Raw genomic sequence first — 26449 nt, 5'->3', positions numbered from 1 at the left:
CACAATGAATAAAATCCTCCAAGCAGACCAATACTTGTAGAAAAAGGAGTGTTCCTTATGGAAACAAGATATCATATTGGTCTTTTAACGGGGACTCTTCTGATTCTTGCGATCCTGTCTTATGCATATTATGCAGATTATAATTACAGGAAAGAAATTGCAAGGACAGAACAGACGGAGCAGCAGAAAACAGAACAGACAGTCAGCACTCAGGGTGGCGCACACAAAGAAGGGGTGTATTATTTGAAAAACCGCAACGGATATGTGATTGTTTATCTGGACGACCAGACAAGTATTTATGAATATACGAATATCCGTGTCGAAGAGCTTCCGGAAGAACTGCAGAATGAGATCCGGGAGGGAAAGCGGTTAGAGGGAAAAGACAAGCTTTATGGGTTCCTGGAAAATTATTCCAGCTGATTAAAAAGACAACATTATTATATAGAAAAACAAAGAAGGGACAAAAGAAAAATGGAGACAGCAAAAATTGAACGCATTAATGAATTATATAGAAAATCAAAAGCAGAAGGACTGACAGAGGAAGAGAAAAAAGAACAGCAGATTCTCAGACGGGAATATGTAGATGCATTCAAAAGAAATCTTCGTGGACAGCTTAATAACATTTCAATCAAGGAGAAGGATGGATCCATTACAAATCTGGGTGAGAAATATGGACAGAAAAAAGGAAATTAGGGCAAAAATTCTGAAAATGAGACAGGCACTTCCAAAAGAAGAGGTTCGGGAGAAGAGCCTGCGGATCATGAGGCGCATTGAAGAGACAGAGACATTTAAAAATGCAGACAACCTTCTTGCGTATATTGATTTTCGTGGAGAGGTGGCAACCGGAACACTGATCGAGAAGGCATGGGAGCTTGGAAAAAAGGTCTATGTGCCACGGGTAGCGGGAAAAGAGATGGAGTTTTATCGGATATATTCTTTTGAGGATCTGGAAAAGGGGGCTTATGGCATCCTGGAGCCGAAAAAAGAATGCCCTGTTTATGAAGCCGGAGAAGGGCAGACTACACTGGCAATCCTGCCGGGAAGTGTTTTTGATGAAAAAAAGAACCGTGTCGGTTATGGCGGTGGATTTTATGATCGTTATTTTGAAAAACGGAAAGATATCTGCCGGATCGCAGCTGCTTATGAAATGCAGATCGTAGAAGAAATTGAGACCGAAGAATTTGATCTTCCGGCAGATTATGTTACAACGGAAGAGAGGTTCTGGTAGAAATTCCGGAAGTGTATCATAGAGAGTTTTGATTGAAAACAGGAATGGGAGCAAACATACAGGAACATTTGAAGAAAATCAATGGATAGTATGTTTGGCTCCCATTTTCAGGTTCATATAGTAAGGCTTATTCAGGATAAACCAGCTGTTTTTCTGTAATATTTTCCAGAACCTCAGTCAGATATCTTTTTGCCATATAATTTGCCATCGGAAGGTTCATGTCCAGATAGTTTCCGCAGTCTTTTGCAGCAGCTCCCGGTACGTCCCCATTGAAGTCTGCGATAAAAGCAAACATTTCTTTCATCAGTGGAACGATATCTTTTGATTCATAATCACCTACAAGAAGAAGGTAGAAGCCGGTACGGCATCCCATTGGTCCAAAGTAAAGTGTTTTTGATGCGTAGTCCCTGTGGTTACGAAGGAAGGTTGCACCAAGATGTTCGATGGTGTGAACCTCTGCAGTATTCATAACCGGTTCTTCATTCGGATTGGTCATGCGGATATCAAAGGTTGTAATGACCTGTTTGCCGGCACAATCCTTACGTGAGACGTAAAGCCCAGGAACAAGCTTCAAATGGTCTATTGTGAAACTGGTAATTTTCTCCATAATCAAGTATCTCCTTTTTTGTACTACGTTTATTATAACTGTCATAAAGTTTAATAACAAGCCTTTTGGTGGAAGAAAGGTGAAAAATGTGCTATAATCGTTACTGTTAACTCCCGTGCCAATCGCTATGCTGACTGGCACGGAGGATGCGTGTGTTTTTAATGATAGCAGGAGGAAACTAAGAGATGAAAATATATATGATCCGTCATGGAGAGACGGACTGGAATAAAAAAAGAAAATTACAGGGACAGGTGGATATTCCACTGAATGAATTTGGAAAACTACTTGCAAAAGAGACGGCTCCGGCACTTGCAGATGTTCCATTTGCGGTCTGTTACACAAGCCCGCTGAAAAGAGCGGCAGAGACGGCACGGCTCGTCCTGGGGGACAGGGAGGTTCCGATTGTTCCAGATAAGCGGATTCAGGAGATGAGCTTTGGAGAATTTGAGGGACTTTGTTGCAGAGAAGAGGGATGGAATATTCCGGATCCGGGATTTCGCAACTTTTTTAATGCACCGGAAGTGTATCAGCCACCAAAAGGAGGGGAATCCTTTGAAGAAGTGCGGGCACGTCTGAATAATTTTCTGGAAGAGCTTTATCAGAAAGAAGAGCTTCAGGATAAAAATGTACTTTTATCCACACATGGTGCAGCACTTTGCGGGATTCTGAGCCTGATGAAAGGTCTGCCGATTTCCGGGTACTGGCAGCAGGGGGTACATAAGAACTGTGCGGTATCAATTGCGGAAGTAAAAGATGGGAAAATAGAAATTTTACAGGAAAATGTGACTTATTATCAAGAGTCAGTACAGGACTGGTAGAAAGTTATTTGATGTCCTAAAGGCTTTCTGATAAATTGCTTAATAAAAAAACTCCCATCCGGAGAAATGTGAGCTAATTATAACTCATTTCTTCTCCGGATGGGAGCTTTTTGATGTTAGATAAAATTCATTGGTATATTTAGACAGATAAGGAGCTATTTTTCAATCGCTTTACACGAATTCCGGACAACCAGCTTACACGGCAGTTTGATCTTAAGTGCAGGTCCCGGATGCTCCCTCAGGAGATGCTGCAGAATAGAAGCTCCGTACATTCCCATATGATAAGCTGGTGCACTGACCGTTGTCAGCGGTGGAGCAGAAAACTGTGCCATATTGATATCATCAAAGCCTACGATGGAAATATCCTCCGGAACACGGATCCCGTGTTCGGTAAAGGCTTTGATCGCACCAAAAGCGATCGGATCGCTTGCTGCAAAGATCGCCGTCGGCAGCTTGCCACCGTTGATCAGATTGCATGCCATCTCATAACCGGAAGAAATCTGGAATACACCCTCCTGGATATAAGGCTCATAAATCAAATCGTGTGCATCACAGTAATCAATAAAGACTTTTTTTCGGTAATCCGGATAGAGATGATTTTCGCCGATATATTCTTTTCCGGTAAAGAAACCAATCTCCCGGTGCCCGATCCCAGTCAGATAATCCAGAGCTTCTGTAACTGCTTCGCCGAAATCCGGAATGATCGTGGAAATCCGGTCATCGTTTACCGGCATATCTAGGAACAGGATGCACGAATTCATCTCATACAGATAAGAAATTTCCTCCTGACTGAATTTGCCGATACAGATCAGACAGTCTACATCCTTCAGAACGTCCATGTAATTGATGTCGCTTTTGTAGGTACGCACGATCTGGATATTGTGTGAGAGGCAGTAATCTTCAATTCCCTGACGGATCAGAAGATAATAATTATCCTCCAGTTCCTGCTGGGAAGAGAACCACTGAATGATCCCAAGGGTAAAAAGTGATTTGACAGAAGGACGTCCGCGCTTTACATAATGCAGCTCTCTTGCAGTATCCAGTACTTTCTGTCGGGTTTCCGGTGAGACATTGAGCGTCTCATCATTATTCAGTATACGTGAAACTGCTGCGGCAGAAACACCGGCAGCAGAAGCAATATCTTTGATTGTTGCCATAAGCGGCCCCCTTGTTAAAAAATTTCTGATTCTTCTATTATAACAGAGGAGTAAAAAAATGGAAAGTGAAAGAATTATGTAGAACTGTACAAAAATTCACTAGTAAATTTATCAAAATATTTAGTAAATATATATTGCAAATTTACTAAATATATTTTATAATGCAATTATCAAAGCAGAATCGAAAATGTATTTGGAGGAAATGAAGATGAAACAGCTTACAAAACTTATGGAAGAAATGAAACAAGGCGTGTACCGTGATACATTAAAAGATATTTATATTGATGAAAGTGTGATTGCACATCAGGAAGAACGCTATGTAAAAGCGATGGCAGAGTATCAGAAATTGTATGGGGACAGAGAAGTAGAAGTATACAGCGCACCGGGACGAAGTGAAGTTGGTGGAAATCATACAGATCATCAGCACGGAATGGTGCTTGCAACCTCTATTAATCTGGATGCGATCGCAATTGTAAATAAAAATGAAGATATGACCGTCCGTGTGGTATCTGAAGGATATGATATGATCGTTATCGATGCGAATGATGTAGAAAAGGTTGACAAAGAAGAAGGGACATCTATCGGACTGATCCGTGGCGTACTTGCAGGACTGAAAGAACGCGGATACAAGATTGGTGGATTCAATGCTTATGTGACAAGTGATGTGCTGATCGGAGCAGGACTTTCTTCGTCTGCTGCATTTGAAACAATCATTGGAACCATTGTTTCCGGACTTTACAACGATATGCAGATCAGCATGGTAGAGATTGCACAGATTGGTCAGTATTCTGAAAATGTTTACTTTGGAAAGCCAAGTGGTCTGATGGACCAGACAGCCTGCGCGGTTGGTGGACTGATCCACATTGATTTCAAAGATCCAAAGGCTCCGGTTGTAGAAAAAGTAGATGTAGATTTTGAAAATCATGCATGCAGTCTGTGCATCGTAGATACCAAAGGTTCTCATCAGGATCTGACACCGGATTATGCACAGATTCCGGCGGATATGAAAGCTATTGCAACATATTTTGGAAAAGAAGTTCTCCGTGACGTAGATGAAAAAGAATTTTTTGCAGCGATCCCGGCACTCCGCGAGAAGCTTGGAGACCGTCCGGTGCTTCGGGCTATGCATTTCTTCGGTGATAATGCGAGAGTTGCAGCACAGGTTGCATCCCTTCGCGAAGGAAGATTTGAAGATTTCCTTAATATGATCAAAGCATCCGGAGATTCCTCTTTCAAATATCTTCAGAATGTATATACTAACCGTGACGTGCAGAACCAGGCAGTATCCATTGCCCTTGCAGTCAGCGAAAATGTACTCGGAAACCATGGAGTATGCCGTGTGCATGGAGGCGGATTTGCCGGAACCATTCAGGCATTTGTGAAGAATGATTTTGTAGAAGAGTACAGAAAAGCATTGGATGCAGTATTTGGAGAAGGATCCTGCCACGTATTAAAGGTTCGTAAATATGGCGGAATGAAAGTAATCGCGTAAACGAAAATATGCTAGCTGTCAAGGTTAGACATAAATACAGATTTTAGTTTGCTATCTGAATAAATAAAGGATTCGGTGTAAAAAAATGTGCCGCATTGAAAATGGATGGATAAAGGACGAGCAAAAAGATTTGGAGGAAGAAAAATGATCGATCAGGCAATTACAGAACTGGTACAGTATGGATTAGATACGGGGCTTGTAGCACCGGAAGATAAAATATTTGTTACCAATCAGATTTTAGAGGCACTTGGGCTGGAGTCTTACGAGGAGACACCAGGAAGCAGGGGTGCAGAGGAGCTGGAACAGATTCTGAAGGAGATTACAGATTATGCAGTGGAAAAAGAACTGATTGCAGATTCAATCGTGTACCGGGATTTGTTTGATACAAAAATCATGGGAAAACTGGTCCCGCTGCCGAGCATGGTAAGCCATAAATTCTATGAACTGTATCAGGAAGGACCGAAAAAGGCGACCGATTATTTTTACAAGCTTAGTCAGGACAGCGATTATATCCGAAGATACCGGATTAAAAAGGATCAGAAATGGATCACAGAGACACCGTATGGGGAGATGGAGATCACCATCAATCTGTCCAAACCGGAAAAAGATCCGAAAGCGATCGCGGCAGCAAAAAATGCTACACAGAGTGGTTATCCGAAATGCCAGCTGTGTAAGGAAAATGAAGGCTACGCCGGTCGCGTCAATCATCCGGCAAGACAGAATCACCGGATCATTCCGGTCAGGATCGATGGAAAAGACTGGGGATTCCAGTATTCACCGTATGTATATTACAATGAACACTGCATCGTTTTCAACGGAGAGCATGTGCCGATGAAAATTGAGCGTGCAACCTTTGCAAAGCTGTTGGATTTTGTCAGCCAGTTTCCACACTATTTTGTTGGTTCCAATGCAGATCTTCCAATCGTAGGAGGATCGATCCTAAGCCATGATCATTTCCAGGGTGGAAATCATGAATTTGCAATGGCAAAAGCTCCGGTTATTAAAGAATATGTGATTCCGGGGTATGAAGATGTGCGCGCCGGAATGGTAAAATGGCCAATGTCTGTTATCCGTCTGCAGTGCAAAGACAAAGAACGTCTGATCAGCGCAGCTGACCATATTTTAATGTGTTGGAGATCTTATACAGACGAAGCAGCATTTATCTTTGCCGAGACGAACGGAGAAGCGCACAACACGATCACTCCGATCGCCAGAATCAGGGATGGGTATTTTGAGCTGGATCTTGTTCTCAGAAATAATATTACGACAGAAGAACACCCGCTTGGCGTTTACCATCCGCATGCAAAATTACATCACATCAAGAAAGAGAATATTGGTCTGATCGAGGTGATGGGACTTGCAGTGCTGCCGTCAAGACTGAAAAGTGAGATGGAACAGCTTGCAGATGCAATCCTTGAAGGAAAGGACATCCGCAGCAATGAAGTGCTTGAAAAGCATGCAGACTGGGTAGAAGAATTCCTTCCAAAATATACAGACATTACGAAAGAAAATATCATGGACATTCTCCATGAGGAAATCGGACAGGTGTTTAATCAGGTGCTGGAAGATGCCGGTGTTTATAAGCAGACAGAAGAAGGCAGGGCAGCATTTGAGCGGTTTGTTGGAAGCCTGTAATATAGAGCAAAAAAAGAATATAAAAGGATAAAAAAGGACTAAAACTCGGGTGTCGGACCGAACTTCAATTGTTCGGGGAAACTACCTGAGTTTTAGTCCTGATTTATTATACATCAGCACAAATGTACCGACAAGATAAATTTTTAGTCATCCTGTTCTTCTGTATTCAGATCCAGGATTGCCTGCCTTTTCGCGGCAGTTGCGTCAGACGCAAGGTATTCATCGTAAGTTGTGATCTTGTCGATCATCTTTCCACCCGGAAGGATTTCCATAATACGGTTTGCTGTCGTTTCAACGATCTGGTGGTCTCTTGAAGAGAACAGAAGTACGCCAGGGAACTTCTTCATTCCATTGTTGAGTGCAGTGATGGATTCCATATCCAGGTGGTCAGTAGGCTCGTCGAGGATCAGTACGTTGGCACCGGAGATCATCATCTTGGATAACAGACAGCGTACCTTTTCCCCGCCGGAAAGAACTTTAACCTTCTTTACACCGTCGTCGCCGGCGAAAAGCATTCTTCCAAGGAAACCTCGTACATAGGTAACATCCTTTTCTTCCGAATACTGAGTCAGCCATTCTACGATGGTATCGTCATTGTCAAATTCTTTTCCACTGTCTTTCGGAAAATATGCCTGTGTAGTGGTGATTCCCCATTTATAAGTACCTTCATCCGGCTCCATTTCTCCGATCAGGATCTGGAAGAGAACAGTTTTGGCAAATTCATTTCCACCGACAAATGCAACTTTGTCGTCCCGGTTCAGTGTGAAGGAAAGATTGTCCAGGATTTTTTCCCCGTTGATGGTTTTGGATAAGCCTTCGACCATCAGAACTTCATTACCGATCTCGCGGTTCGGTTTGAAATCGATGTAAGGGTATTTACGGCTGGATGGGCGGATCTCATCAAGCTGGATCTTTTCCAGAGCGCGCTTACGGGAAGTTGCCTGACGGGACTTGGACGCATTGGCACTGAACCGGGAAATAAAGTCCTGTAACTCCTTGATCTTTTCTTCTTTTTTCTTGTTGGCTTCTTTCATCTGACGGATCAGCAGCTGGCTGGATTCGTACCAGAAGTCGTAATTACCGGCGTAGAGCTGGATCTTACCGTAATCGATATCGGCAATCTGTGTGCAGACCTTATTCAGGAAATAACGGTCATGGGAAACAACAATAACGGTATTGTCAAAGTTGATCAGGAATTCTTCCAGCCATGCGATCGCATCCAGATCCAGGTGGTTGGTAGGCTCATCCAGAAGAAGAATATCCGGATTACCAAAAAGTGCCTGTGCAAGAAGGACTTTGACCTTCTGTGCACCGGTCAGCTCGCTCATCATATTGTAGTGAAGCTCTGTCTCAATTCCAAGTCCGTTCAGAAGAGATGCGGCATCAGATTCTGCTTCCCATCCGTTCAGGGTTGCAAATTCTGCTTCCAGTTCACTTGCCTTGATCCCGTCCTCGTCTGTGAAATCTTCTTTGGCATAGATCACTTCTTTTTCCTTCATGATCTCGTAAAGACGGGCATTTCCCATGATTACAGTATCAAGAACCGGATACTGGTCGTATTTGAAGTGGTCCTGCTGTAAGAAAGAAAGACGCTCACCTGGTGTGAGGATGACTTCTCCGCTGGTCGGCTCAAGCTGCCCGGAAAGGATCTTAAGAAATGTAGATTTTCCGGCCCCGTTCGCTCCGATCAGACCGTAGCAGTTGCCTTCTGTAAATTTGATATTTACATCTTCAAACAAGGCTTTCTTCCCTACGCGGAGGGTGATATTACTTGTACTAATCATAAAAATTCTCCTTATTCAAATAGAATTATCGTTTCAATTTTTGCATTACGTTCATTATGGTAACATGACTGCACAATTTTCGCAAGAGAATAAGCATTAACATAAGGAAGAATTTGTGGTATACTTATAAATCATACACGAAATATACAGCATGGTAGGACGAAAGGAGCGAGTGTTTTGACAGAAGCAGGACTGGTGTTGGAAGGCGGTGCAACAAGAGGTGTATTTACTTCCGGCGCATTGGATTATTTGATGGAAAAAGATCTGTATTTTTCATACGTGGTCGGTGTATCGGCAGGTTCCTGTAATGCAGTCGATTATGTCTCAAAGCAGATCGGCAGGACAAGGGACTGTATGATCCACAGAGGAAAGGAATACAGCTATTATTACGGACTTAAAGATTTCGTAAAAGAAAGAAGTCTTCTGGATATGGATATGATATTCAATAAATATCCGAATGAACTCTTTCCGTTTGATTTTGATGCTTATTTTTCAAATGGAATGACCTGTGAGATCGTGACAACCAATTGTCTTACGGGAAATGCCGAATATATGACCGAAGAGAACGACAGTGACCGGCTGATGAAGATCTGCCGCGCCAGCAGCAGTATGCCACTTGTATGTCCGATCGTAAATATAGACGGGATTCCGTATCTGGATGGTGGACTTGCCGATTCCATTCCGGTAAAGCATGTGCAGGAAAAGGGACTGAAAAAAATAGTTCTCATTTTGACGAGACCGGAAGGCTACCGCAAAAAACCAACTTCCAAAGCGGTCGGTAAGTTATACCGGAAGATGTACAGCAAATATCCGGCACTTGTCCGCACCTGTATCCGAAGACCGGTGATGTATAACCGGACAGAAGAATACATAGAAAAGCTGGAAAAAGAAGGAAATATCTTCGTCCTTCGCCCGGAAATGAAGCCGGTATCCAGACTGGAAAAAGATTATGATAAGCTGATGGCTTTCTACGATCATGGCTATGAAATGATGAAAAGAGAGCTTCCGAGACTTAAAGCTTATCTGGAAAAATAAGGAGGTGTGCATATGCATCTGTACGAACATCAGATTGCGACAAACGCATCGCAGCAAATGACAAAGGTAACAGAAATGGTAAGGGAAGACATCGAAAGAAGCGGTGTAAGAGAAGGGATTGCTGTGATCTTCTCACCACATACGACAGCCGGATTTACGATCAATGAGAATGCAGATCCGGATGTGGTGCATGATATGTTGTGTGGCTTTGAAAAAGTATTTCCGGCAGAACAGTTCTTCTACCAGCATGCAGAAGGAAATTCGCATGCACATATGAAGACGACGGTGGTCGGACCGTCACAGACGCTGATCATCCATGATGGAGAGATCGTCTTTGGCATCTGGCAAGATCTGTATTTCTGCGAGTTTGACGGACCAAGAAACCGTACCTTTTATGTGAAGATCATCGAAGGATAGATTAACGGAGTTGTACATCCGTCAGGGTGAATGCATGCGAAGGACAGGCAGGAGCTGCTGATTCTACACCAGCGAGAGTCAGCGTAGTTCCGTCTGCCTTTTTTTCTTTTCCAGCTGTGAGAATGGTACCGGCAAGAAGCTGCGGCATATGCCGGAGAAAACTATTTGCAGTCAGCTGAATCTGTATCAGTTGATCTTCGCGGTTAATTTTGATCGTTTCTACAGTGCGTACTGTACTTTTTCTGGTACGTCCGTTTGAAAATGCGGCAAAGTCATGCGTACCGGTAAGAAGCTGCGCTGCCTGCTGCATGGATTTCAGGTCAAGAGACTCGGCTACAACACAGGTGTACGGACGGGAAAATAATGCTGCGGCAGGATCTGTGGCAATCCGACAGGTATAGGTACAGCTTTTTACCGCGAGAGAAGCCACAAAACGTTCATCTGCGATTTCCAGCGAGGTGACTGCAATATCCGCCGGAAGAGCTGCGTTTAATTTCATTTTTAACAGTTCTGTATTGTCTGAAAAAGATTCTTTTTCTAATTGAAAACTTACAATCTGGTGTGTTGCGTGAACACCCGGTTCCGTCTTTACGGCAGCAAAAAGCTGTGTGGATTGTCCGGTTACATCCCTGATCGCCAGTGTAAGCTTTGATTCGATACTGGTACTTTTTTTCTTTGTGGAAAAGCCCGGATAGCGGCTTCCGTCGTATTCTATGGTAAGTTTGATCGTTGTCATAAGCTCCTCCTGAAGTGCATTTCTGCCGTTCATTATAGCATTGATTGTCGGGCAAGGCAATTTTTATTGCCTTCCGGATCTTGGTGGCTGTTTTCCTGCCTGTATTGTCCGGATCATCTGCACCATCTGGTCGATCTGTGCCTGCTCCTGTTTGCTTTTCCCTTCTTTGATCGCTGAAAGAATCAGCGAAATCTCATTAGGGGTAAACCGGATTCCCCGTTTATTCGCACCGGTGATCAGTGACATCATCACCGGGACCAGTGCTTTCCCGTTCTTGCCGCCGGCTTTCAACGCTGCTGTCCGGATCAGCTCCTGTTTCAGCGGATCCAGATCCGCAAGATCCGGATGCTCCATCCATTCGTTCATTTTCATCCATCCTTTCTGTCTGAAATCCACTCATCATATCCGTCATATCCTGTGCTGCCTGAAATCCATTCATCATATCTGCCATATTTGCAGGATCTCCAAAGTCCATCTCTTTCATCATTTCCATCATTTGCCATATTCCGGAAAAGGAATCGAACATTTCTCTTTTTTCAGGAGAAAGATAGGGTACAACTGCTTCAAACATGCTGCCCGGATCTTTCTCCTGCTTTCGTAGCCGCCCTCTGCGATTATGATAATAAGGAGGTTGGAAACAGTAAAAGGCATTCATAAGTTCCGTAAGTTTCACATAAATGCCAGCTATACGCTGAACGTGATCGGGCAGATAGGGAAGAATGATTTTGACAAGTTGCAGAAAATCATTCGTGAGAGACTCGTCAAATGGCGTCATGACAAGGGGCGGTTTCTTTTCCATACGTCCTCCACGGTTCAGCGTTATAAATATATATGTAAAGAAGACGGAAAATATGAGATCCACATATAATAAAGCAAAGGAAGAACTAATGGAAGGATTTTATTAAATGAGCAGCCGGATTATCATTGATGGGAATGCGATCTATGAAGTGGATGAAGAATGTTTGCGAAAGAAAAAGGAAAAGGAGCAGGAAGAGGAACACGAAAAGCAACAGGAGAAGCGCAAAAACAAAACATAAAAAAGGCGGGGATATAATTTGCCCCGCCTCTGGTCTGTCTGAACGAATAAGATCTGAGTTTCGTAACTAGCAGCCGCATCCGCCGTTGCCACAGCCGTTTCCACATCCGCATCCATTACCGCATCCGTTACCGAATCCGTTACCGAATCCACCACAGCAGCAGAGAAGAAGGATGATCCACAGGCAGCTGTCATTTCCACATCCACATCCGTCGCCATTGCGTCCCCATCCACCACAGCAGCAGAGGAGAAGAATGATCCATACGCAGGAAGACATTCCGCAGCCACATCCACAGTTATCCATAGAATTTCCACATCCGCAGTTTGTTGCACTTAATTCACTCATATTTGATAGCCTCCAGTAAGGTTTCTTTACACTTCATCATATGTAAGGAGGCATGTCAGTGTTTCAAAAAAGTTCCGAAGAAATTGGCATCTGATTTCAGAAAGAATATTCTAATAGAAAAAGGATATTTTAAATATGAAAGATTTGAAACGGAAAATCCACTACTGGTGTTCGGATACAATGCGAAACAAAATCACTGGAAAGGGCGTCGTTTGTGCCGTTCTGGATACAGGGATCACACAGCACCCGGATCTTGTCGGCCGCATCGTGGGATGGAAGGACTGTGTACAGGGGAAGAAAACCATATATGATGACAACGGACACGGAACCCATGTGGCAGGAATTCTTGCCGGAAATGGAAAAAGCGGAAGAGGCCTGTACAGCGGAATGGCACCGGAGGCGCAGATCTTTGCTGTCAAGGTGCTGAATCAGAGAGGTGGTGGAAAAATCCGGGATGTGATAAACGGGATCCGGTACGTGTTGTTAAAACAAAAGGAAATGAAGATCCGGATCGTCAATATTTCGATTGGAACTCTTCCTCATAAGAAGGATCCGGAAGATGAATTGTTCCTGTTCTGGGTAGAACGGCTCTGGGATGCCGGTCTGGTAGTCGTAACGGCGGCAGGAAACAAAGGACCAAAGGAAGGGAGCGTCACGATACCGGGAAACAGCCGGAAGGTGATCACAGTTGGGGCGGATGAAGAACTGGGAAAGAAATATTCCGGCTGTGGGCCGACCGGAGATTGTATTAAAAAACCGGATCTTGCCGTGCCGGGGAACCGGATCTATTCCTGCAATTACCTGTATCCGGTGCGGAGCCCTTATGCCTATATTCCGAAAACCGGGACTTCTATGGCAACTCCGGTAGTGTCCGGGGCAGCGGCTCTGGTTTTGCAGAAATACCCGGATATGTGTAATCTGGAACTTAAATACAGACTGTGGAATTCCTGTGAAAAGGGCAGGTATTATGACCAGAGACAGGGACATGGGAACCTGCATGTAGAAAAATTTCTTGAATGTCAAGAAAAAATACTTGACACCAATGAAAATCTGTTATATGATAGCACAGGTGATAAGTGATGGACGAGATTTTAAAGCAGACATTATTATATGATTTTTATGGTGAGCTTTTAACAAAACATCAGAAAGAGATTTATGAACAGGCAGTTCTTGAAGATTATTCGCTCAGCGAGATTGCAAGAGATGCGGGGATCAGCAGACAGGGTGTTCATGATATGATCCGGCGCTGTAACAAGAGCCTGGAGGATTATGAAGCGAAGCTGCATTTGGTGGAGAAGTTCATGTCTGTGAAAAAAAAGGTCCATGAGATCGATCTGCTTCTTGAGAATTATGAAGAGCAGGACGAAAAAGAACTGATAAAGAAAGTGAAAAAGCTTTCAGGAGAGATCATAGAGGAGTTATAACATGGCATTTGACAGTTTGACAGAAAAACTTCAGAACGTATTCAAGAATTTAAGAAGCAAGGGACGACTTACAGAAGATGATGTAAAAGCGGCTCTGCGTGAAGTTAAGATGGCTCTTCTGGAGGCAGATGTTAACTTCAAAGTTGTCAAAAATTTTGTAAAAAGTGTGCAGGAGCGTGCAGTCGGACAGGATGTGATGAGCGGACTGAATCCGGGACAGATGGTGATCAAGATCGTGAATGACGAGCTGGTGAATCTGATGGGCTCTGAGACAACGGAGATTAAATTCCAGCCGGGAAGCCAGAAGACGGTTATTATGATGATGGGTCTTCAGGGAGCAGGTAAGACAACGACCACAGCAAAGCTTGCAGGAAAGTTCAAGCTGAAAGGTAAGAAGCCTCTTCTGGTAGCATGTGATGTCTACAGACCAGCAGCTATTAAACAGTTGCAGATCAACGGAGAGAAGCAGGGTGTGGAAGTGTTCTCCATGGGAGATAACCAGAAACCGGCGAATATCGCTAAAGCAGCACTGGAGCATGCTGAAAAGAATGGCAATAACGTGATTATTCTGGATACTGCAGGACGTCTTCATATTGATGAAGAGATGATGGAAGAACTGCAGGAGATTAAGAACACGGTCGAGGTTCATCAGAGTATTCTCGTTGTCGATGCAATGACCGGTCAGGACGCCGTGAATGTTGCAGAGAACTTTAATGAGAAGATTGGTATAGATGGAGTAATCGTCACAAAACTTGACGGCGATACCAGAGGTGGTGCGGCACTTTCGATCAAGGCAGTCACCGGATGCCCGATCCTTTATGTGGGTATGGGTGAGAAGTTATCAGATCTGGAGCAGTTTTATCCGGATCGTATGGCTTCCAGAATCCTTGGTATGGGGGATGTACTCAGCCTGATCGAGAAAGCCGGCGAAGAGATCGACGAAGAACAGGCACGTAAGATGACAGAAAAACTCAAAAAGTCGCAGTTTGATTTTGAGGACTATCTGGAAAGTATGAAACAGATGCGCAAGATGGGCGGTCTTGGAAGTATCATGAATATGCTTCCCGGACTTGGCGGCATGGGTGGTCTTGGTAAAGGCAAGATGCCCGATATCGATGCGGATGATGCGGAACAGAAGATGGCAAGAGTCGAAGCAATCATTTATTCCATGACGATCAAGGAACGTCAGAATCCGGACATCATCACTCCGCAGAGAAAGCGAAGAATCGCAGCAGGAGCAGGAGTTGACATTTCGGAAGTCAATAAGATGATGAAGCAGTTCGAGCAGATGCGCAAGATGATGAAGTCTTTCCCGGGAATGATGGGCGGGAAAGGTAAAAAAGGCAAGTTTAAGATGCCTTTCTAAAGCAGATATATTCCGCAGACCATGCGTGATATATAGATAAACTATTATAAATACAAATTGTTTTATGGAGGAAAGTAAAATGGCAGTAAAAATCAGATTAAGAAGAATGGGACAGAAGAAAGCTCCTTTCTATAGAATCGTTGTTTCTGATTCTAGATCACCAAGAGACGGAAAATTCATCGAAGAAATCGGAACATACGATCCAACTCAGGATCCTAGCGTATTCAAAGTAGATGAAGAAGCAGCTAAAAAATGGTTAAACAACGGTGCTCAGCCTACAGAAGTAGTTGGAAAAATCTTTAAGGCAGCAGGTATTGAAAAATAGGTTGCTTCGCGGAGGTGCGAGTGATGAAAAATTTAGTAGAAGTAATTACGAAAGCACTTGTGGACAATCCTGAAGGCGTCGTGGTTACGGAAAAACAGGAAGGCAAGACTACCGTGATCGAAGTACATGTCGCAGATAATGATATGGGAAAGGTGATCGGTAAGCAAGGCCGAATTGCGAAAGCAATCCGTTCCGTTGTAAAGGCAGCCGCGGCCAAAGAAGACAAAAAAGTCGTGGTTGAAATTATGCAATAGCATAAAAATAAAACGCAGGTAAATTTATTTTTATCTGCGTTTTTTATCATGCCTTAGTATGCAAGTGAAGCTGCCAATGACAGATTCACTGTATCTGGGGATGGAGAAAAAGTCGCTTCAAAAGACTAAAACAGACTTTTTCGGTGTAAAGTTTATCTTATGCTAAGAAAGGACAAAGTATGCAACAAAATGATTACCTGCAAGTTGGCGTGATCACATCTACCCACGGAATCAAAGGTGAAGTCAAAGTATTTCCGACAACGGATGATCCAAACCGCTTCCGTGCTCTGAAAGATGTGGTTCTTGATACAGGAAAAGAACAGATTCCCCTTGAAATTGAAGGTGTAAAATTTTTTAAACAGTATGTGATTCTGAAGTTCAAAGGGATCGATAACATAAATGATATTGAAAAATACAGAAAGATGCCGCTTCTTGTATCTCGTGAGAATGCCGTGGAACTGGAAGAGGATGAGTATTACATGGCAGATATCATCGGCATGGATGTCTACACTGAGGACGGTGAAAAATTCGGTGTCCTGGAAGATATTATGGAAACCGGTGCGAATGATGTCTATGTGGTATCGACAGAGGCGCACACAGAGGTGCTTCTTCCGGCAATCCATGACTGTATTTTAGATGTAGATACTGAGAATAGGAAAATGACTGTTCATCTGATGGACGGACTGATTTAAGCGACAGAATAGTAGGAGAACAATATGAGATTTGATATCATGACGCTTTTTCCGGAGATGGTGATGAACGGTCTGGAAACCAGTATTATCGGAAGAGCCGTGAAGAATAAAATTCTTGAGATTGAAGCCTGGAATATCCGGGACTACGCATTTAACAAGCACAGCAGTGTGGATGATTATCCGTATGGCGGCGGCGCAGGAATGCTGATGCAGGCAGAGCCGGTTTACCAGACTTATCTTGCCATTCGGGAAAAAGCAACCCTCCCGGAAGGAAAGAGACCACGTGTGATTTATCTTTCCCCGCAGGGGAAGCCGTTTAACCAGAAGATGGCAGAAGATTTTGCGAAAGAAGACGAACTGGTGCTTTTGTGCGGACATTACGAAGGAATCGATGAACGTGTGCTGGAGGAGATCGTAACGGATTATGTGTCAGCCGGCGATTATGTACTGACAGGCGGTGAACTTCCGGCAATGATGATCGTGGATGCGGTATCCCGCCTGATCCCGGGTGTTCTGCATAATGATGTATCTGCCGAATTTGAGAGTTTTCAGGACAATCTCCTGGAATATCCGCAGTATTCCAGACCGGAGATCTGGCACGACAGGCAGGTTCCACCAATCCTTTTATCCGGTCATCATGCCAATGTAGAGAAATGGCGCAGAGAGCAGTCAGTGATCCGTACTGCAAAATGGCGTCCGGACCTTCTGGAAGACGCAGAGCTTACCATGAAAGAAAGAGAACTTGCAGAAGAGATTATAGAAAATCGAGAAAAAGACTTGAAAAATGAAGAATAATGTGTTAATATATAGCACGTTGTGATGAAAACAGAGATGGTCCTCTGATACGATAGAAAAGCGTATTAAGAACGTCAAAATATGAAGGAGGTTCACACATGAACGAAATTATTAAGAACATTGAAGCAGCTCAGTTAAAAGAAAATGCTCCGGAATTCCACGTAGGAGATACTGTAAAAGTTTATGGTAAGATCAAAGAAGGAAACCGTGAGAGAATTCAGGTATTCGAAGGTACTGTATTAAAGAGACAGGGCGGCGGAGCAAGAGAAACATTTACAGTAAGAAAGAGCTCTAACGGAATCGGCGTTGAGAAGACATGGCCGCTTCACTCACCAAACGTTGAAAAAGTAGAAGTTGTTCGTAAAGGTAAAGTAAGACGTGCAAAACTGAACTACTTAAGAGATCGTGTAGGTAAGAGAGCAAAAGTTAAAGAATTAGTAAAATAGTAAATGCTTAAAGAGGGACAAATACGACAGGTACTTGTCCCTTTTGCTAATATAGGATATGATAACAGATGAGACATAGAAAAAGAAAAGAACTCAGATTTGACAGAAAGCATAGAAAACATATCAATTTGAAATGGATTCCCGAAGTATTTGGATGGGTATTCCAAATTGTGCTCGTCTGCCTGTGCGCATTTGTGTTTGTGTGGTATTTCGGGCATCAGATCAGTAATATCGGAGAGTCCATGAACCCGGTGATTCGGAATGGGGATGTGGTTTTGGTAAACCGGATCGTATATGATGCCAGTACACCGAAGCGCGGAGACATTATCGTGTTCAAACCAAAGGGGAATGAGAACCTTCATTCCTATATTAAAAGGATTATCGGACTTCCGGGCGAAAGTGTTGAGATCAGGGATGGAGAGATTTATATCAACAACAGAAAGCTGAATGAAAAGTATGAGACTACTGCAATTGCAGATACAGGTATTGCCAGTGAGAAGATCGTTCTCGGTGGAGATGAGTATTTTGTCCTTGGCGACAACCGGGAGAGCAGTGAAGACAGCCGGATGGCTGATATTGGAAATGTAAAGCGTTCCGAGATTGAAGGGAAAGTATGGTTTATCCTTTCCCCGAAAGACCGTTTCGGACTGCTTGGTAAATAGAAGGAGGAAACTGGATGAATTTTCAATGGTATCCGGGGCATATGACAAAGGCCAAAAGGATGATGCAGGAGAATATCAAACTGATCGATCTTGTGATCGAACTGGTTGATGCAAGAGTTCCGATGAGCAGCCGGAATCCGGACATCGATGAACTTGGAAAGAATAAAGCAAGACTGATCCTGCTCAATAAGGCAGATCTTGCAGATGAGAAGCAGACAGAAGAGTGGATCGGCTATTTCCGCGGAAAAGGATATTCTGCAGTTAAGGTTAATTCCCGTAAAGGCGGTGGGATTAAGTCTATTCAGGGAGTAATCCAGGAAGCATGTAAAGAAAAGACAGAGCGTGACCGTAAGAGAGGGATTCTGAACCGTCCGGTCCGTGCGATGGTAGTCGGAATCCCGAATGTCGGAAAGTCTACTTTTATCAATGCACTTGCCGGAAAAGCCTGTGCAAAGACCGGTAACAAACCGGGTGTGACCAAAGGAAAGCAATGGATCCGTCTAAACAAGAACGTAGAGCTTCTCGATACACCGGGAATTCTCTGGCCGAAGTTTGAGGACCAGCAGGTGGGACTGCGCCTTGCATTTATCGGGTCGATCAAGGATGAGATCATGAATCTGGAAGAGCTTGCGGCGGAGCTGATCAGCTTTATGCAGGATGCTTATCCGGGTGTTCTTGCTGAGAAATATACGATCAACGAAAAGCAGAACAGCTACAGCGTATTGGAAGCAATTGCTGAGAGCCGCCATTGTCTGGTGCGTGGAAATGAATTAGATACCGCAAAAGCAGCTGGTATGCTGCTGGATGATTTCCGAAATGGAAGACTTGGAAGGATCACACTTGAATTTGTAAAGGAGTATACAAATGAGTAAGGAAGACAACAAGGAAGAAGCTCCGGAGCAGGAGCAGAGTATATGGAGATCACTGGGAGGAACTCTTCTGTATCTTCTGGTCATTGTTCTGCTGACATGGGTGATCGTCACCTTTGTCGGACAGCGCACAAAAGTAGACGGTCATTCAATGGAGCCGACACTTTCAGACGGAGATAACCTGATCGTGGATAAGCTCAGCTACCGCTTCCGCGATCCGGAAAGATATGATATTATTGTATTCCCTTACCAGCATGCAGAGAATACCTATTATATCAAACGTATCATTGGACTGCCCGGTGAGACTGTGCAGGTGATCGATGGATATATGTATATTAATGGCAAAAAGCTGGATGAACATTATGGTGCAGAGGTGATGGAAGATCCGGGAATTGCAGCAGAGCCGATTAAACTGGGAGATGATGAATATTTTGTCCTGGGAGATAACCGGAATCACAGCTCGGATAGTCGTGTGGCAAGTGTGGGTGTACTTACCCGTGATATGCTGATTGGGCGTGCCTGGGTAAGAATTTATCCGTTCAATAAAATCGGAGTGATAAAGCATGAGTAAAGAAAGTATCAAAGAGATCGACAGCCGTTTAAAAATGGCAGAGGATGCCGAAAGAGAGCAGCTGATGAAGGTCTATGCGCCGGATGACAGAGCCGGTGTGCAAAAGCTTCTGGAAAAGTACAGAAAGCAGAAGGAAAAGCTGCTTGCCGAAAAAGAGCGCCTTGCGAAAATGCGTCAGTACGAAGAAAAATATGCTGACTATGCGTTTATCTGTGGAATTGACGAGGTGGGAAGAGGACCACTTGCGGGTCCGGTGGTTGCAGGAGCCGTGATCCTGCCCAAAGAGTGCGAGATCCTTTATATAAATGATTCCAAGAAGCTTTCCGCAGCAAAAAGAGATGAGCTTTATGATGAGATCATGGACAAAGCAGTTGCGGTAGGTCTCGGGATGGCTTCTCCTGTAAGGATTGACGAGATCAATATTCTGCAGGCAACTTACGAAGCCATGCGTCAGGCGATTGGCAATTTGAAAGTCAAGCCGGATCTGCTTTTAAATGATGCAGTTACCATTCCGGAGGTTGTGATTCCACAGGTTCCAATCATCAAGGGAGATGCGAAAAGCGTATCCATCGCTGCGGCAAGTATTGTGGCAAAGGTAACAAGAGATCGTCTGATGGAAGAGTATGATAAGGTACTTCCGGGATATGGATTCGCGTCCAACAAAGGTTATGGATCAGCAGAACATATCAAAGCGCTTCAGACACTTGGACCGACACCGATCCACAGAAGAAGTTTTATCGGACACTTCGTATAAAAATCCGTCAGAACAGGTAGAAGATCAGATCCAAAAGGCGATTGGAGAATGAAAAAAACCGGCGAAGGACCGGTACAAAATATGAAAAAATAGCAGGTGAATTTCTGGAAAAGCAAGGATATCGGATACTGGAGTATAATTTCCGCTGCCGTTATGCGGAGATTGACATTGTTGCAAAAGACGGAGAATATCTGGTCTTTTGTGAGGTGAAATTTCGCAAAACAGGAGGGCTTTCGGCTGCTCTGGAGGCGGTATCTGTGCCCAAACAGATGCGCCTGTCCGGAGCGGCCGTTTATTATCTGATGAAGAACGGCTGCACAGAGATACCATGCCGCTTCGATGTAATAGGAATCGCGGGGAATAAGATTTCTTTGCGGAAAAATGTATTTGAGTACTGCGGAGATTTTGGAATTGTATGATTTATGATACCGGGGAAAGGCAGATGGCTGCCTGCAGATATCACAATACGGGAGAGTACAGATGAAAATAGGATTAAAATATAAAAACGAGGAGCATATCTTTGACGAATGCATAAGTGCTGGCGTACCATTTCTCAAATATCCGATCCTTGAAAAGGAAGGGCTTGTAGAACATGGAATTTCGACCAGACTTGGAGGAGTGAGTGAAGGTTTCCTGGGAAGCATGAACCTGAGCTATACCAGAGGGGATGATCCCGCGCATGTGGACGAGAATTACAGAAGAATGGCAGCTGCAATCGGCGTGAAGCCGGAGCATATGGTCTGCACGCATCAGACCCATACGACGAACGTACGGATCGTGACAAGAGAAGATGCCGGCAAAGGTGTTACAAGAGAAAAAGATTACACAGATGTAGATGGACTGATCACAAATGTACCGGGGATCTGTCTGGTGACATTTTACGCGGACTGTGTACCGCTTCTGTTTCTGGATCCGGTGAAAAAGGTGGTAGCATCCAGCCATTCCGGCTGGAGAGGCACTGTGAACCGGATGGGACAGGTGACGGTTGAAAAGATGCAGAAAGAATTCGGTTGTGATCCAAAGAATATCCTTGCCTGTGTGGGACCGTCCATCTGTCAGGAATGCTATGAAGTCAGTGAAGATGTGATCGATATGTTCCGCGCAAATTTCAGAGAGTCTGAATATGACCGTCTGTTCTATGCCAAGGAGAATGGAAAGTTCCAGCTGGATCTCTGGAAGGCAAATGAACTGGTTCTCACAGATGCAGGGATCAGACCGGAACATATGGCGGTTACTAATGTGTGTACCTGTTGCAACCCGGAGCTTTTATTTTCCCATCGCGCATCCAAAGGAAAGAGGGGGAATCTTGCAGCATTTATTGCACTGAAGGAGGGATAAAACATGCTTTTGACACAGACAGCCGCAGGAAGTGAGGTAGAGGAGACCGTGCAGGATACGGTGGATACAATCACCGGATTTAACAAATTCATTCAGGAGAAAGGTCCGGACCTGATTGCGTTTGGAATCCGGATTCTGATGGCGCTGCTCATATTCATCATCTGCCATAAGGTGATCAACTGGATCCGCAAGATTACGCGGGCATCCATGGAACGCGCCAATTCGGATACCGGTGCAAGACAGTTTGTGGATTCTCTGTTGAAATACGGACTTCATATTCTGCTGTTTCTGGCAATTATCAATTCGCTCGGTGTAGAATCTGCATCGATTGCAGCAACGGTTGCATCGGCAGGTGTGGCAGTTGGTCTTGCCCTGCAGGGAAGTCTTTCCAACCTTGCCGGTGGGATGCTGATTTTATTTTTGAAACCTTTTGTTGTCGGGGATTATATTATAGAAGACAGCCATGGCAATGAAGGAACGGTCAAAGAGATCCAGATCTTCTACACTAAGCTTGCCACCATTGACAACAAGACGATCATTGTGCCGAATGGAACACTTGCCAACACAAGCCTTACCAATGTGACGGACAAAGATTACCGTCAGCTGGATCTGAAGGTGGATATTGCATATGAAGCGGATCTGCGCCTTGCCAAGAAACTGCTGCAGGAACTTGTAAAAAATGATCCGTCCGTCATCCAGAGTATGGAACATAATGTCTTTGTAAATGAGCTTGGGAGCAGTTCAGTGGTGCTTGGTGTCCGTGCCTGGGTAAAAAGTGAAGAGTATTGGCCGACAAGATGGCGGATGCTGGAAAATATCAAGTTGACACTGGATGAAAATCATATTGATATTCCATATCAGCAGATCACTGTCCATCAGGCACATATGGAGTCGGAAAAATAGAGCTTTGTATCTGAAAAAAGACAGATATAAAAAATGTATCTGGTAAAATACAAGCGGGGAAATTGACAAAATAATCACAAATAAGTATAATATGTTGTCAGGGTTAAAAGACAAAACACCCTATGTTTTGAAATGATGGAGTAGTTTCTGACATCATAAATCAGGAGAACGATAAGATGAGAGTCATAGCAGGGAAAGCCAGAAGAATACCACTTGTGACGGTAAAAGGAATGGAGACACGTCCGACAACCGACAGAACCAAAGAAACCTTATTCAATATGATCGCACACGGACTTTGTGACTGTACATTTCTGGATCTTTTTTCCGGAAGCGGGGCAATCGGGATTGAGGCGATCAGCCGAGGTGTAAAAAAGGCGGTTTTTGTGGAAAACAATCCGAATGCAATCCAGTGCATTATGGAGAATCTGAAAAAGACACAGCTTGCAGACCAGGCGGAAGTAATCCGGGAGGATGTATTTTCGGCACTTCGCAGGCTGGATGGAAGAGAAAAATTCGATTATGTGTTTATGGATCCACCGTACAACCATATGCTGGAAAAAGAGGTGCTTACTTATCTTGCAAAATCAGACTTGCTGGAAAAGGATGCACTGATCATCGTGGAAGCATCTTTGGCGACTGATTTTTCTTATTTGGAGGAACTTGGTTTTTTAATGATCAAACAAAAGAAATACAAGACCAATATGCATGTATTTATATCTGTGGAGGAGTAGACTCATGATAAGAGCAATTTATCCGGGAAGCTTTGACCCGGTAACTTTCGGACATCTGGATATTATTACCCGGAGCAGTAAAATTGTAGACGAACTTATAATCGGAGTATTGATGAATAAAGCAAAAACCCCGTTGTTTTCTGTAGAAGAACGTGTTAAAATGTTAAAGGAAGTGACAAAAGATCTCGGCAACGTGAAAGTAGTGCCTTTCGACGGGCTGCTTGTAGAATTTGCAAGACAGCAAAAGGCACGTCTTGTGATTCGCGGACTGCGTGCGATCACAGATTTTGAATATGAGATCCAGATGTCACAGACGAATCATAAGCTTGAACCGGAAGTAGAAACCATGTTCCTTACAACCAATCTCAAGTATTCTTACCTTAGCTCTACAATCGTAAGAGAAGTCGCAGCTTTCGGAGGGGATATTTCCCAGTTCGTGCCGGAGACTGTCGCCAAAAGTATAAAAGAAAAGATGTCACAGTAGGTCTGTGACAAGAAGGAGAGTGCAAAATTATGAGCAGCCGTATTGAGCAGATTATTGAAGAAATTGAAGAGTACATTGACAGCTGTAAGTTTCAGCCATTATCAACTACAAAGATTATCGTGAATAAAGACCAGATCGATGAACTTCTCCGTGAACTTCGTATGAAGACACCTGATGAGATCAAGCGTTATCAGAAGATCATTGCGAACAAGGATGCGATCCTTGCGGATGCACAACAGAAAGCAGAAAGCATGATTGAAGAAGCACATGCACAGACAAGTGAACTGGTAAGCGAGCATGAGATCATGCAGCAGGCATATGCACAGGCAAACGAGATCGTTATGGCAGCAACAGACCAGGCACAGCAGATTCTGGATAATGCGACTAATGATGCCAACGATATCCGTATCGGGGCAGTGCAGTATACAGATGATCTTCTTGCCAATGCTGAAAGCATCATCGGTCATACACTGAACAGTTACACAAGCAAGTATGACAGTCTGGTAACATCCCTTCAGGAATGTTATGATGTTGTCCGTAACAACCGTGCAGAACTGGAAGTTCCGGATAAGTCCTCACGCGGACTGGAAGCAGAATTCGGCGGAGAAGCCGGACAGACGGATCAGGGACAGAGGGAATAAGTTCTTTATCCGAACAATTTCATATAGCAAAAAGCGAACAGGCTGGTTACCATTGCGGTAATCAGCTTTTCTGCTATATAGCGAGGAAAAGACCAGTTCTGGGATCGGATCATGCATTTTGTCTGGAAAAGCGCGCAGACTCCTCCAAAAGAACAGTGCGCCATGACGAGAAGAAACCGCAGTTCAGAAGTAAGGTCCAGCTGGCAGAGCATGCGGATTCCCCCGGTCAGTTCCACTCCGGGAAGAAGCAACAATTTCCAGAAGAAATTTTGAAAGGAAAGTTTTGCCATAAAAGAAATGAGCACTGAAAAAACGATCATATATCCGCCGATTTTCGTGATGGAATCACATGCTGACAGAATACTTTCGTCAAGAGCCTTGGAAAAAGGAAGAAATTGTCTGGGATCAGCCTGTTCTTCTACGACCGCAAAAGGATTCCGTGGCAGATACCATCTGCGGAACAAAAAGGAGCAGCACAGTGCGGCAAGGATAGGAAAAAGCAGACAGATCTGCGCCATTTCAGGCTGCTTGAGGCTCTGTACTGCCACATACCCGGTCAGAAACGCAGGACTGACATTGTTACAGAAGGAAAGCAGGTATTCTCCTTCGGCAGAAGAAATTTTCCCTTTATCAGTCAGGTCAGAGCAGGATTTCGCCCCTACTGGAAAGCCACAGAGAAATCCACAGACCACCGAAAAAGAAGCATTTTCAGAAATGCCAAGAAAAGGCTTCAGAATTGGAGAAAGGGTATGGTTGATCAGGGAAATGCTCTCTGTGCGGATCATAAGACCGGTTATAAGAAGAAAAGGAAAGAGCACCGGAAGCACCTGCCTATACCAGAGCAGCAGTCCGTTTGCGGCACCTGTGGCAACGGTTTCCGGGGAAAAAAGCATCAGAAGGAAAAGTCCGATCAGAAAAAACACAGACAGTTTTTTTGTTTTCATCGTGTATACCTGCCGTATTCTTTTGCAATAGTTTATGAAAAAACGCAGACAGATATACCGGGGTACATGTGCATAGAAGAGATTCAGTGTGAATAGAATAAAAGAAAAATGGAGAAATCTTGAAAAAAAGACTGGAACGCAGATCGCTTCTGCTCCTTTTTTTATTACTGATTTTTTGCGTGGCAGCAAGCATACAGATCAACGAGAAAGCTAAAAAAAGCCGATTGAACCTAAAAACAGGAAGCACAGAAGAATTCAGAAAGCTTGGGATGGAGGAGACGTTTTTCCAGGTTCTTGCGAAGACAGATCATGAAAAAAGAGGAAGACTTTATGCCATTTATTTTCTGGAAAACAGCCTGTTTCCACAGGATAACGAAAAAGAGCTGTTTGAAAAATGGTCGGAAAAAGAAGAGTGGAAATCTTTTGAAAAGATCTGTACAGCTCTTTGGAATGATATCCGCTATTTTCCTGTTCCGGAATCACCGAAACATCCACAGTATCAGGTATCTTTTGTGGACAGCTGGATGGGAGAGCGCACCTACGGAGGAAAAAGGGGACATGAAGGCTGTGATCTGATGGCATCGAAAGATATCCCCGGTCTCTATCCTGTTGTGAGTATGACAGATGGGGTAGTATCGGCAAGAGGCTGGCTGGAAAAGGGAGGATACAGGATCGGGATTACCGCACCGTCCGGTGCATATTTCTATTATGCACATCTGGACTCTTATGGAAGTTATCAGGAGGGGGACGAGGTGAAGGCAGGGGATATCATTGGATTTATGGGAAATACCGGATATGGTCCGGAGGGGACGAAAGGGATGTTTGCCACGCATCTGCATCTGGGAATTTATCTCTATCCGGACGGCGAAGAAACCAGCTACAATCCCTATTGGATTTTAAGACTTGCCGGGGAGAAAAAACTTTCCTGTTCTTTCTAACTATGCTATACTTAAATGATA

General features: G+C 44.0%; 37 protein-coding genes. 29 read left to right on the top strand and 8 right to left on the bottom strand.

Going from position 1 to position 26449, the window contains the following annotated elements:
- Nucleotides 1-57 precede the first annotated feature (57 nt).
- The 3 genes from PGR14_RS08120 to PGR14_RS08110 are packed head-to-tail and all read left to right on the top strand — an operon-like array spanning nt 58 to nt 1228.
- On the top strand, nt 58-420 hold the full coding sequence (locus PGR14_RS08120; protein ID WP_008370795.1) for a hypothetical protein: 363 nt from the start codon (nt 58-60) through the stop codon (nt 418-420).
- Nucleotides 421-471: 51 nt separating this feature from the next.
- Nucleotides 472-693 carry a DUF896 domain-containing protein gene (locus PGR14_RS08115; protein WP_055157151.1) on the top strand — a complete coding sequence of 74 codons (222 nt, stop codon included), beginning with the start codon at nt 472-474 and terminating at the stop codon, nt 691-693.
- A complete protein-coding gene (locus PGR14_RS08110) occupies nt 671-1228 on the top strand; it encodes a 5-formyltetrahydrofolate cyclo-ligase (RefSeq protein WP_055248844.1) in 558 nt (185 codons plus the stop codon). The genes PGR14_RS08115 and PGR14_RS08110 overlap by 23 nt, the downstream gene beginning before the upstream one ends.
- A gap of 127 nt (nt 1229-1355) precedes the next feature.
- Here the strand turns inward: PGR14_RS08110 and PGR14_RS08105 are convergent, their stop codons facing one another.
- On the bottom strand, nt 1356-1835 hold the full coding sequence (locus PGR14_RS08105) for an S-ribosylhomocysteine lyase (RefSeq protein WP_055248839.1): 480 nt from the start codon (nt 1833-1835) through the stop codon (nt 1356-1358).
- Nucleotides 1836-2020: 185 nt separating this feature from the next.
- Between PGR14_RS08105 and PGR14_RS08100 the strand changes: the two genes are divergently transcribed.
- On the top strand, nt 2021-2653 hold the full coding sequence (locus PGR14_RS08100) for a histidine phosphatase family protein (protein WP_055248837.1): 633 nt from the start codon (nt 2021-2023) through the stop codon (nt 2651-2653).
- Between the two features lie 155 nt (nt 2654-2808).
- Here the strand turns inward: PGR14_RS08100 and PGR14_RS08095 are convergent, their stop codons facing one another.
- On the bottom strand, nt 2809-3810 hold the full coding sequence (locus PGR14_RS08095; protein ID WP_008370790.1) for a LacI family DNA-binding transcriptional regulator: 1002 nt from the start codon (nt 3808-3810) through the stop codon (nt 2809-2811).
- Between the two features lie 208 nt (nt 3811-4018).
- Here PGR14_RS08095 and PGR14_RS08090 point away from each other — a divergent pair, with 208 nt between their 5' ends.
- Nucleotides 4019-5302, top strand: a complete 1284-nt coding sequence (locus PGR14_RS08090) for a galactokinase (protein ID WP_022220631.1) — start codon at nt 4019-4021, stop codon at nt 5300-5302.
- Between the two features lie 144 nt (nt 5303-5446).
- Entirely contained in the window at nt 5447-6937 is a 1491-nt protein-coding gene (gene galT, locus PGR14_RS08085; RefSeq protein WP_055260522.1) for a UDP-glucose--hexose-1-phosphate uridylyltransferase, read from the top strand.
- Nucleotides 6938-7080: 143 nt separating this feature from the next.
- Here galT and PGR14_RS08080 read toward each other — a convergent pair whose 3' ends face one another.
- Entirely contained in the window at nt 7081-8721 is a 1641-nt protein-coding gene (locus PGR14_RS08080; protein ID WP_022220629.1) for an ABC-F family ATP-binding cassette domain-containing protein, read from the bottom strand.
- Between the two features lie 177 nt (nt 8722-8898).
- Between PGR14_RS08080 and PGR14_RS08075 the strand changes: the two genes are divergently transcribed.
- Both PGR14_RS08075 and PGR14_RS08070 read left to right on the top strand, forming a co-directional pair.
- Complete coding sequence (locus tag PGR14_RS08075; RefSeq protein WP_055260523.1) at nt 8899-9756, top strand: patatin-like phospholipase family protein; 858 nt, start codon at nt 8899-8901, stop codon at nt 9754-9756.
- Between the two features lie 12 nt (nt 9757-9768).
- Nucleotides 9769-10173 carry a secondary thiamine-phosphate synthase enzyme YjbQ gene (locus PGR14_RS08070; protein WP_008370619.1) on the top strand — a complete coding sequence of 135 codons (405 nt, stop codon included), beginning with the start codon at nt 9769-9771 and terminating at the stop codon, nt 10171-10173.
- Between the two features lies 1 nt (nt 10174).
- Here the strand turns inward: PGR14_RS08070 and PGR14_RS08065 are convergent, their stop codons facing one another.
- From PGR14_RS08065 to PGR14_RS08055, 3 genes are all read right to left on the bottom strand, one after another.
- Entirely contained in the window at nt 10175-10909 is a 735-nt protein-coding gene (locus tag PGR14_RS08065) for a tRNA pseudouridine synthase A (protein ID WP_055296643.1), read from the bottom strand.
- 63 nt (nt 10910-10972) lie between these two features.
- Nucleotides 10973-11275, bottom strand: a complete 303-nt coding sequence (locus tag PGR14_RS08060) for a hypothetical protein (protein WP_055260525.1) — start codon at nt 11273-11275, stop codon at nt 10973-10975.
- A gap of 2 nt (nt 11276-11277) precedes the next feature.
- On the bottom strand, nt 11278-11412 hold the full coding sequence (locus PGR14_RS08055) for a hypothetical protein (RefSeq protein ID WP_264471514.1): 135 nt from the start codon (nt 11410-11412) through the stop codon (nt 11278-11280).
- Between the two features lie 128 nt (nt 11413-11540).
- Here PGR14_RS08055 and PGR14_RS08050 point away from each other — a divergent pair, with 128 nt between their 5' ends.
- Nucleotides 11541-11777 (top strand): hypothetical protein, encoded by a 237-nt coding sequence (locus PGR14_RS08050; protein WP_270223218.1) that lies wholly within the window; start codon nt 11541-11543, stop codon nt 11775-11777.
- Nucleotides 11778-11814: 37 nt separating this feature from the next.
- Nucleotides 11815-11946, top strand: a complete 132-nt coding sequence (locus PGR14_RS08045; RefSeq protein ID WP_022220625.1) for a hypothetical protein — start codon at nt 11815-11817, stop codon at nt 11944-11946.
- 66 nt (nt 11947-12012) lie between these two features.
- On the opposite strand, the gene PGR14_RS08040 is transcribed toward PGR14_RS08045, so the two are convergent.
- Entirely contained in the window at nt 12013-12291 is a 279-nt protein-coding gene (locus PGR14_RS08040) for a hypothetical protein (protein ID WP_022220624.1), read from the bottom strand.
- A 135-nt stretch (nt 12292-12426) separates the two neighbouring features.
- Between PGR14_RS08040 and PGR14_RS08035 the strand changes: the two genes are divergently transcribed.
- The 18 genes from PGR14_RS08035 to PGR14_RS07950 all read left to right on the top strand — a co-directional run bounded on the left by PGR14_RS08035 (nt 12427) and on the right by PGR14_RS07950 (nt 24546).
- On the top strand, nt 12427-13371 hold the full coding sequence (locus tag PGR14_RS08035) for a S8 family peptidase (RefSeq protein WP_055260526.1): 945 nt from the start codon (nt 12427-12429) through the stop codon (nt 13369-13371).
- Nucleotides 13371-13715, top strand: coding sequence for a YlxM family DNA-binding protein (ylxM, locus tag PGR14_RS08030; RefSeq protein WP_008370603.1), 345 nt, complete (start codon nt 13371-13373; stop codon nt 13713-13715). Before PGR14_RS08035 ends, ylxM begins: the two co-directional genes overlap by 1 nt.
- A 1-nt stretch (nt 13716) precedes the next feature.
- Entirely contained in the window at nt 13717-15081 is a 1365-nt protein-coding gene (gene ffh / locus PGR14_RS08025) for a signal recognition particle protein (RefSeq protein WP_008370602.1), read from the top strand.
- Between the two features lie 79 nt (nt 15082-15160).
- The gene (gene rpsP, locus PGR14_RS08020; RefSeq protein ID WP_022220623.1) at nt 15161-15406 is read left to right on the top strand and encodes a 30S ribosomal protein S16; all 246 of its coding nucleotides are present in this window, start codon (nt 15161-15163) and stop codon (nt 15404-15406) included.
- 23 nt (nt 15407-15429) lie between these two features.
- Nucleotides 15430-15660 (top strand): KH domain-containing protein, encoded by a 231-nt coding sequence (locus tag PGR14_RS08015; RefSeq protein ID WP_008370600.1) that lies wholly within the window; start codon nt 15430-15432, stop codon nt 15658-15660.
- A 179-nt stretch (nt 15661-15839) separates the two neighbouring features.
- Nucleotides 15840-16352: a ribosome maturation factor RimM gene (gene rimM / locus PGR14_RS08010; RefSeq protein ID WP_008370599.1), complete on the top strand. Its 513-nt coding sequence runs from the start codon at nt 15840-15842 to the stop codon at nt 16350-16352.
- A gap of 24 nt (nt 16353-16376) precedes the next feature.
- Complete coding sequence (gene trmD, locus PGR14_RS08005) at nt 16377-17147, top strand: tRNA (guanosine(37)-N1)-methyltransferase TrmD (protein WP_055260527.1); 771 nt, start codon at nt 16377-16379, stop codon at nt 17145-17147.
- 98 nt (nt 17148-17245) lie between these two features.
- Nucleotides 17246-17593 carry a 50S ribosomal protein L19 gene (gene rplS / locus PGR14_RS08000; RefSeq protein WP_008370594.1) on the top strand — a complete coding sequence of 116 codons (348 nt, stop codon included), beginning with the start codon at nt 17246-17248 and terminating at the stop codon, nt 17591-17593.
- A gap of 68 nt (nt 17594-17661) precedes the next feature.
- Nucleotides 17662-18255, top strand: a complete 594-nt coding sequence (lepB, locus tag PGR14_RS07995; RefSeq protein ID WP_008370592.1) for a signal peptidase I — start codon at nt 17662-17664, stop codon at nt 18253-18255.
- 14 nt (nt 18256-18269) lie between these two features.
- A complete protein-coding gene (ylqF, locus tag PGR14_RS07990; protein ID WP_008370590.1) occupies nt 18270-19127 on the top strand; it encodes a ribosome biogenesis GTPase YlqF in 858 nt (285 codons plus the stop codon).
- Entirely contained in the window at nt 19120-19695 is a 576-nt protein-coding gene (lepB, locus tag PGR14_RS07985; RefSeq protein ID WP_008370589.1) for a signal peptidase I, read from the top strand. The genes ylqF and lepB (PGR14_RS07985) overlap by 8 nt, the downstream gene beginning before the upstream one ends.
- Entirely contained in the window at nt 19688-20449 is a 762-nt protein-coding gene (locus PGR14_RS07980) for a ribonuclease HII (RefSeq protein WP_055260528.1), read from the top strand. Before lepB (PGR14_RS07985) ends, PGR14_RS07980 begins: the two co-directional genes overlap by 8 nt.
- Before the next feature lie 41 nt (nt 20450-20490).
- On the top strand, nt 20491-20868 hold the full coding sequence (locus PGR14_RS07975; RefSeq protein ID WP_055260529.1) for a YraN family protein: 378 nt from the start codon (nt 20491-20493) through the stop codon (nt 20866-20868).
- A 61-nt stretch (nt 20869-20929) separates the two neighbouring features.
- Nucleotides 20930-21787: a peptidoglycan editing factor PgeF gene (pgeF, locus tag PGR14_RS07970; protein WP_055157169.1), complete on the top strand. Its 858-nt coding sequence runs from the start codon at nt 20930-20932 to the stop codon at nt 21785-21787.
- A gap of 3 nt (nt 21788-21790) precedes the next feature.
- Nucleotides 21791-22690 carry a mechanosensitive ion channel family protein gene (locus PGR14_RS07965; RefSeq protein WP_055260530.1) on the top strand — a complete coding sequence of 300 codons (900 nt, stop codon included), beginning with the start codon at nt 21791-21793 and terminating at the stop codon, nt 22688-22690.
- 155 nt (nt 22691-22845) lie between these two features.
- Nucleotides 22846-23421, top strand: a complete 576-nt coding sequence (rsmD, locus tag PGR14_RS07960; RefSeq protein WP_270223227.1) for a 16S rRNA (guanine(966)-N(2))-methyltransferase RsmD — start codon at nt 22846-22848, stop codon at nt 23419-23421.
- 4 nt (nt 23422-23425) lie between these two features.
- Nucleotides 23426-23905: a pantetheine-phosphate adenylyltransferase gene (gene coaD, locus PGR14_RS07955; RefSeq protein ID WP_008370580.1), complete on the top strand. Its 480-nt coding sequence runs from the start codon at nt 23426-23428 to the stop codon at nt 23903-23905.
- Between the two features lie 29 nt (nt 23906-23934).
- Entirely contained in the window at nt 23935-24546 is a 612-nt protein-coding gene (locus PGR14_RS07950; protein WP_008370579.1) for a hypothetical protein, read from the top strand.
- Between the two features lie 5 nt (nt 24547-24551).
- Here PGR14_RS07950 and PGR14_RS07945 read toward each other — a convergent pair whose 3' ends face one another.
- Nucleotides 24552-25490, bottom strand: a complete 939-nt coding sequence (locus PGR14_RS07945) for a nucleoside recognition domain-containing protein (RefSeq protein ID WP_055260532.1) — start codon at nt 25488-25490, stop codon at nt 24552-24554.
- A 119-nt stretch (nt 25491-25609) separates the two neighbouring features.
- On the opposite strand from PGR14_RS07945, the gene PGR14_RS07940 reads away from it, so the two are divergent.
- On the top strand, nt 25610-26428 hold the full coding sequence (locus PGR14_RS07940; RefSeq protein WP_070098603.1) for a M23 family metallopeptidase: 819 nt from the start codon (nt 25610-25612) through the stop codon (nt 26426-26428).
- Nucleotides 26429-26449: the final 21 nt, after the last annotated feature.

The sequence above is a fragment of the Coprococcus sp. AF99-45 genome (assembly GCF_027663865.1).
Lineage (GTDB): Bacteria > Bacillota > Clostridia > Lachnospirales > Lachnospiraceae > Allocoprococcus > Allocoprococcus comes.
Note: the sequence above shows the minus strand (reverse complement) of the source record. Positions and strands in the feature narration are given on the sequence as shown.

Coding starts and splice junctions, on each gene's coding strand:
- lepB (WP_008370592.1), top strand. CDS start 17,662: ATGAGACATAGAAAAAGAAAAGAACTCAGATTTGACAGAAAGCATAGA.
- rplS (WP_008370594.1), top strand. CDS start 17,246: ATGAACGAAATTATTAAGAACATTGAAGCAGCTCAGTTAAAAGAAAAT.
- PGR14_RS08100 (WP_055248837.1), top strand. CDS start 2,021: ATGAAAATATATATGATCCGTCATGGAGAGACGGACTGGAATAAAAAA.
- PGR14_RS07965 (WP_055260530.1), top strand. CDS start 21,791: ATGCTTTTGACACAGACAGCCGCAGGAAGTGAGGTAGAGGAGACCGTG.
- rimM (WP_008370599.1), top strand. CDS start 15,840: ATGCAACAAAATGATTACCTGCAAGTTGGCGTGATCACATCTACCCAC.
- PGR14_RS08060 (WP_055260525.1), bottom strand. CDS start 11,275: ATGAACGAATGGATGGAGCATCCGGATCTTGCGGATCTGGATCCGCTG.
- coaD (WP_008370580.1), top strand. CDS start 23,426: ATGATAAGAGCAATTTATCCGGGAAGCTTTGACCCGGTAACTTTCGGA.
- PGR14_RS08070 (WP_008370619.1), top strand. CDS start 9,769: ATGCATCTGTACGAACATCAGATTGCGACAAACGCATCGCAGCAAATG.
- ylxM (WP_008370603.1), top strand. CDS start 13,371: ATGGACGAGATTTTAAAGCAGACATTATTATATGATTTTTATGGTGAG.
- PGR14_RS07980 (WP_055260528.1), top strand. CDS start 19,688: ATGAGTAAAGAAAGTATCAAAGAGATCGACAGCCGTTTAAAAATGGCA.
- PGR14_RS08065 (WP_055296643.1), bottom strand. CDS start 10,909: ATGACAACGATCAAACTTACCATAGAATACGACGGAAGCCGCTATCCG.
- PGR14_RS08080 (WP_022220629.1), bottom strand. CDS start 8,721: ATGATTAGTACAAGTAATATCACCCTCCGCGTAGGGAAGAAAGCCTTG.
- PGR14_RS08040 (WP_022220624.1), bottom strand. CDS start 12,291: ATGAGTGAATTAAGTGCAACAAACTGCGGATGTGGAAATTCTATGGAT.
- PGR14_RS08105 (WP_055248839.1), bottom strand. CDS start 1,835: ATGGAGAAAATTACCAGTTTCACAATAGACCATTTGAAGCTTGTTCCT.
- ffh (WP_008370602.1), top strand. CDS start 13,717: ATGGCATTTGACAGTTTGACAGAAAAACTTCAGAACGTATTCAAGAAT.
- trmD (WP_055260527.1), top strand. CDS start 16,377: ATGAGATTTGATATCATGACGCTTTTTCCGGAGATGGTGATGAACGGT.
- lepB (WP_008370589.1), top strand. CDS start 19,120: ATGAGTAAGGAAGACAACAAGGAAGAAGCTCCGGAGCAGGAGCAGAGT.
- PGR14_RS08090 (WP_022220631.1), top strand. CDS start 4,019: ATGAAACAGCTTACAAAACTTATGGAAGAAATGAAACAAGGCGTGTAC.
- rpsP (WP_022220623.1), top strand. CDS start 15,161: ATGGCAGTAAAAATCAGATTAAGAAGAATGGGACAGAAGAAAGCTCCT.
- PGR14_RS08095 (WP_008370790.1), bottom strand. CDS start 3,810: ATGGCAACAATCAAAGATATTGCTTCTGCTGCCGGTGTTTCTGCCGCA.
- galT (WP_055260522.1), top strand. CDS start 5,447: ATGATCGATCAGGCAATTACAGAACTGGTACAGTATGGATTAGATACG.
- PGR14_RS08055 (WP_264471514.1), bottom strand. CDS start 11,412: ATGGCAAATGATGGAAATGATGAAAGAGATGGACTTTGGAGATCCTGC.
- pgeF (WP_055157169.1), top strand. CDS start 20,930: ATGAAAATAGGATTAAAATATAAAAACGAGGAGCATATCTTTGACGAA.
- PGR14_RS08120 (WP_008370795.1), top strand. CDS start 58: ATGGAAACAAGATATCATATTGGTCTTTTAACGGGGACTCTTCTGATT.
- PGR14_RS08015 (WP_008370600.1), top strand. CDS start 15,430: ATGAAAAATTTAGTAGAAGTAATTACGAAAGCACTTGTGGACAATCCT.
- PGR14_RS07950 (WP_008370579.1), top strand. CDS start 23,935: ATGAGCAGCCGTATTGAGCAGATTATTGAAGAAATTGAAGAGTACATT.
- PGR14_RS08035 (WP_055260526.1), top strand. CDS start 12,427: ATGAAAGATTTGAAACGGAAAATCCACTACTGGTGTTCGGATACAATG.
- PGR14_RS08045 (WP_022220625.1), top strand. CDS start 11,815: ATGAGCAGCCGGATTATCATTGATGGGAATGCGATCTATGAAGTGGAT.
- ylqF (WP_008370590.1), top strand. CDS start 18,270: ATGAATTTTCAATGGTATCCGGGGCATATGACAAAGGCCAAAAGGATG.
- PGR14_RS07945 (WP_055260532.1), bottom strand. CDS start 25,490: ATGAAAACAAAAAAACTGTCTGTGTTTTTTCTGATCGGACTTTTCCTT.
- PGR14_RS08110 (WP_055248844.1), top strand. CDS start 671: ATGGACAGAAAAAAGGAAATTAGGGCAAAAATTCTGAAAATGAGACAG.
- PGR14_RS08115 (WP_055157151.1), top strand. CDS start 472: ATGGAGACAGCAAAAATTGAACGCATTAATGAATTATATAGAAAATCA.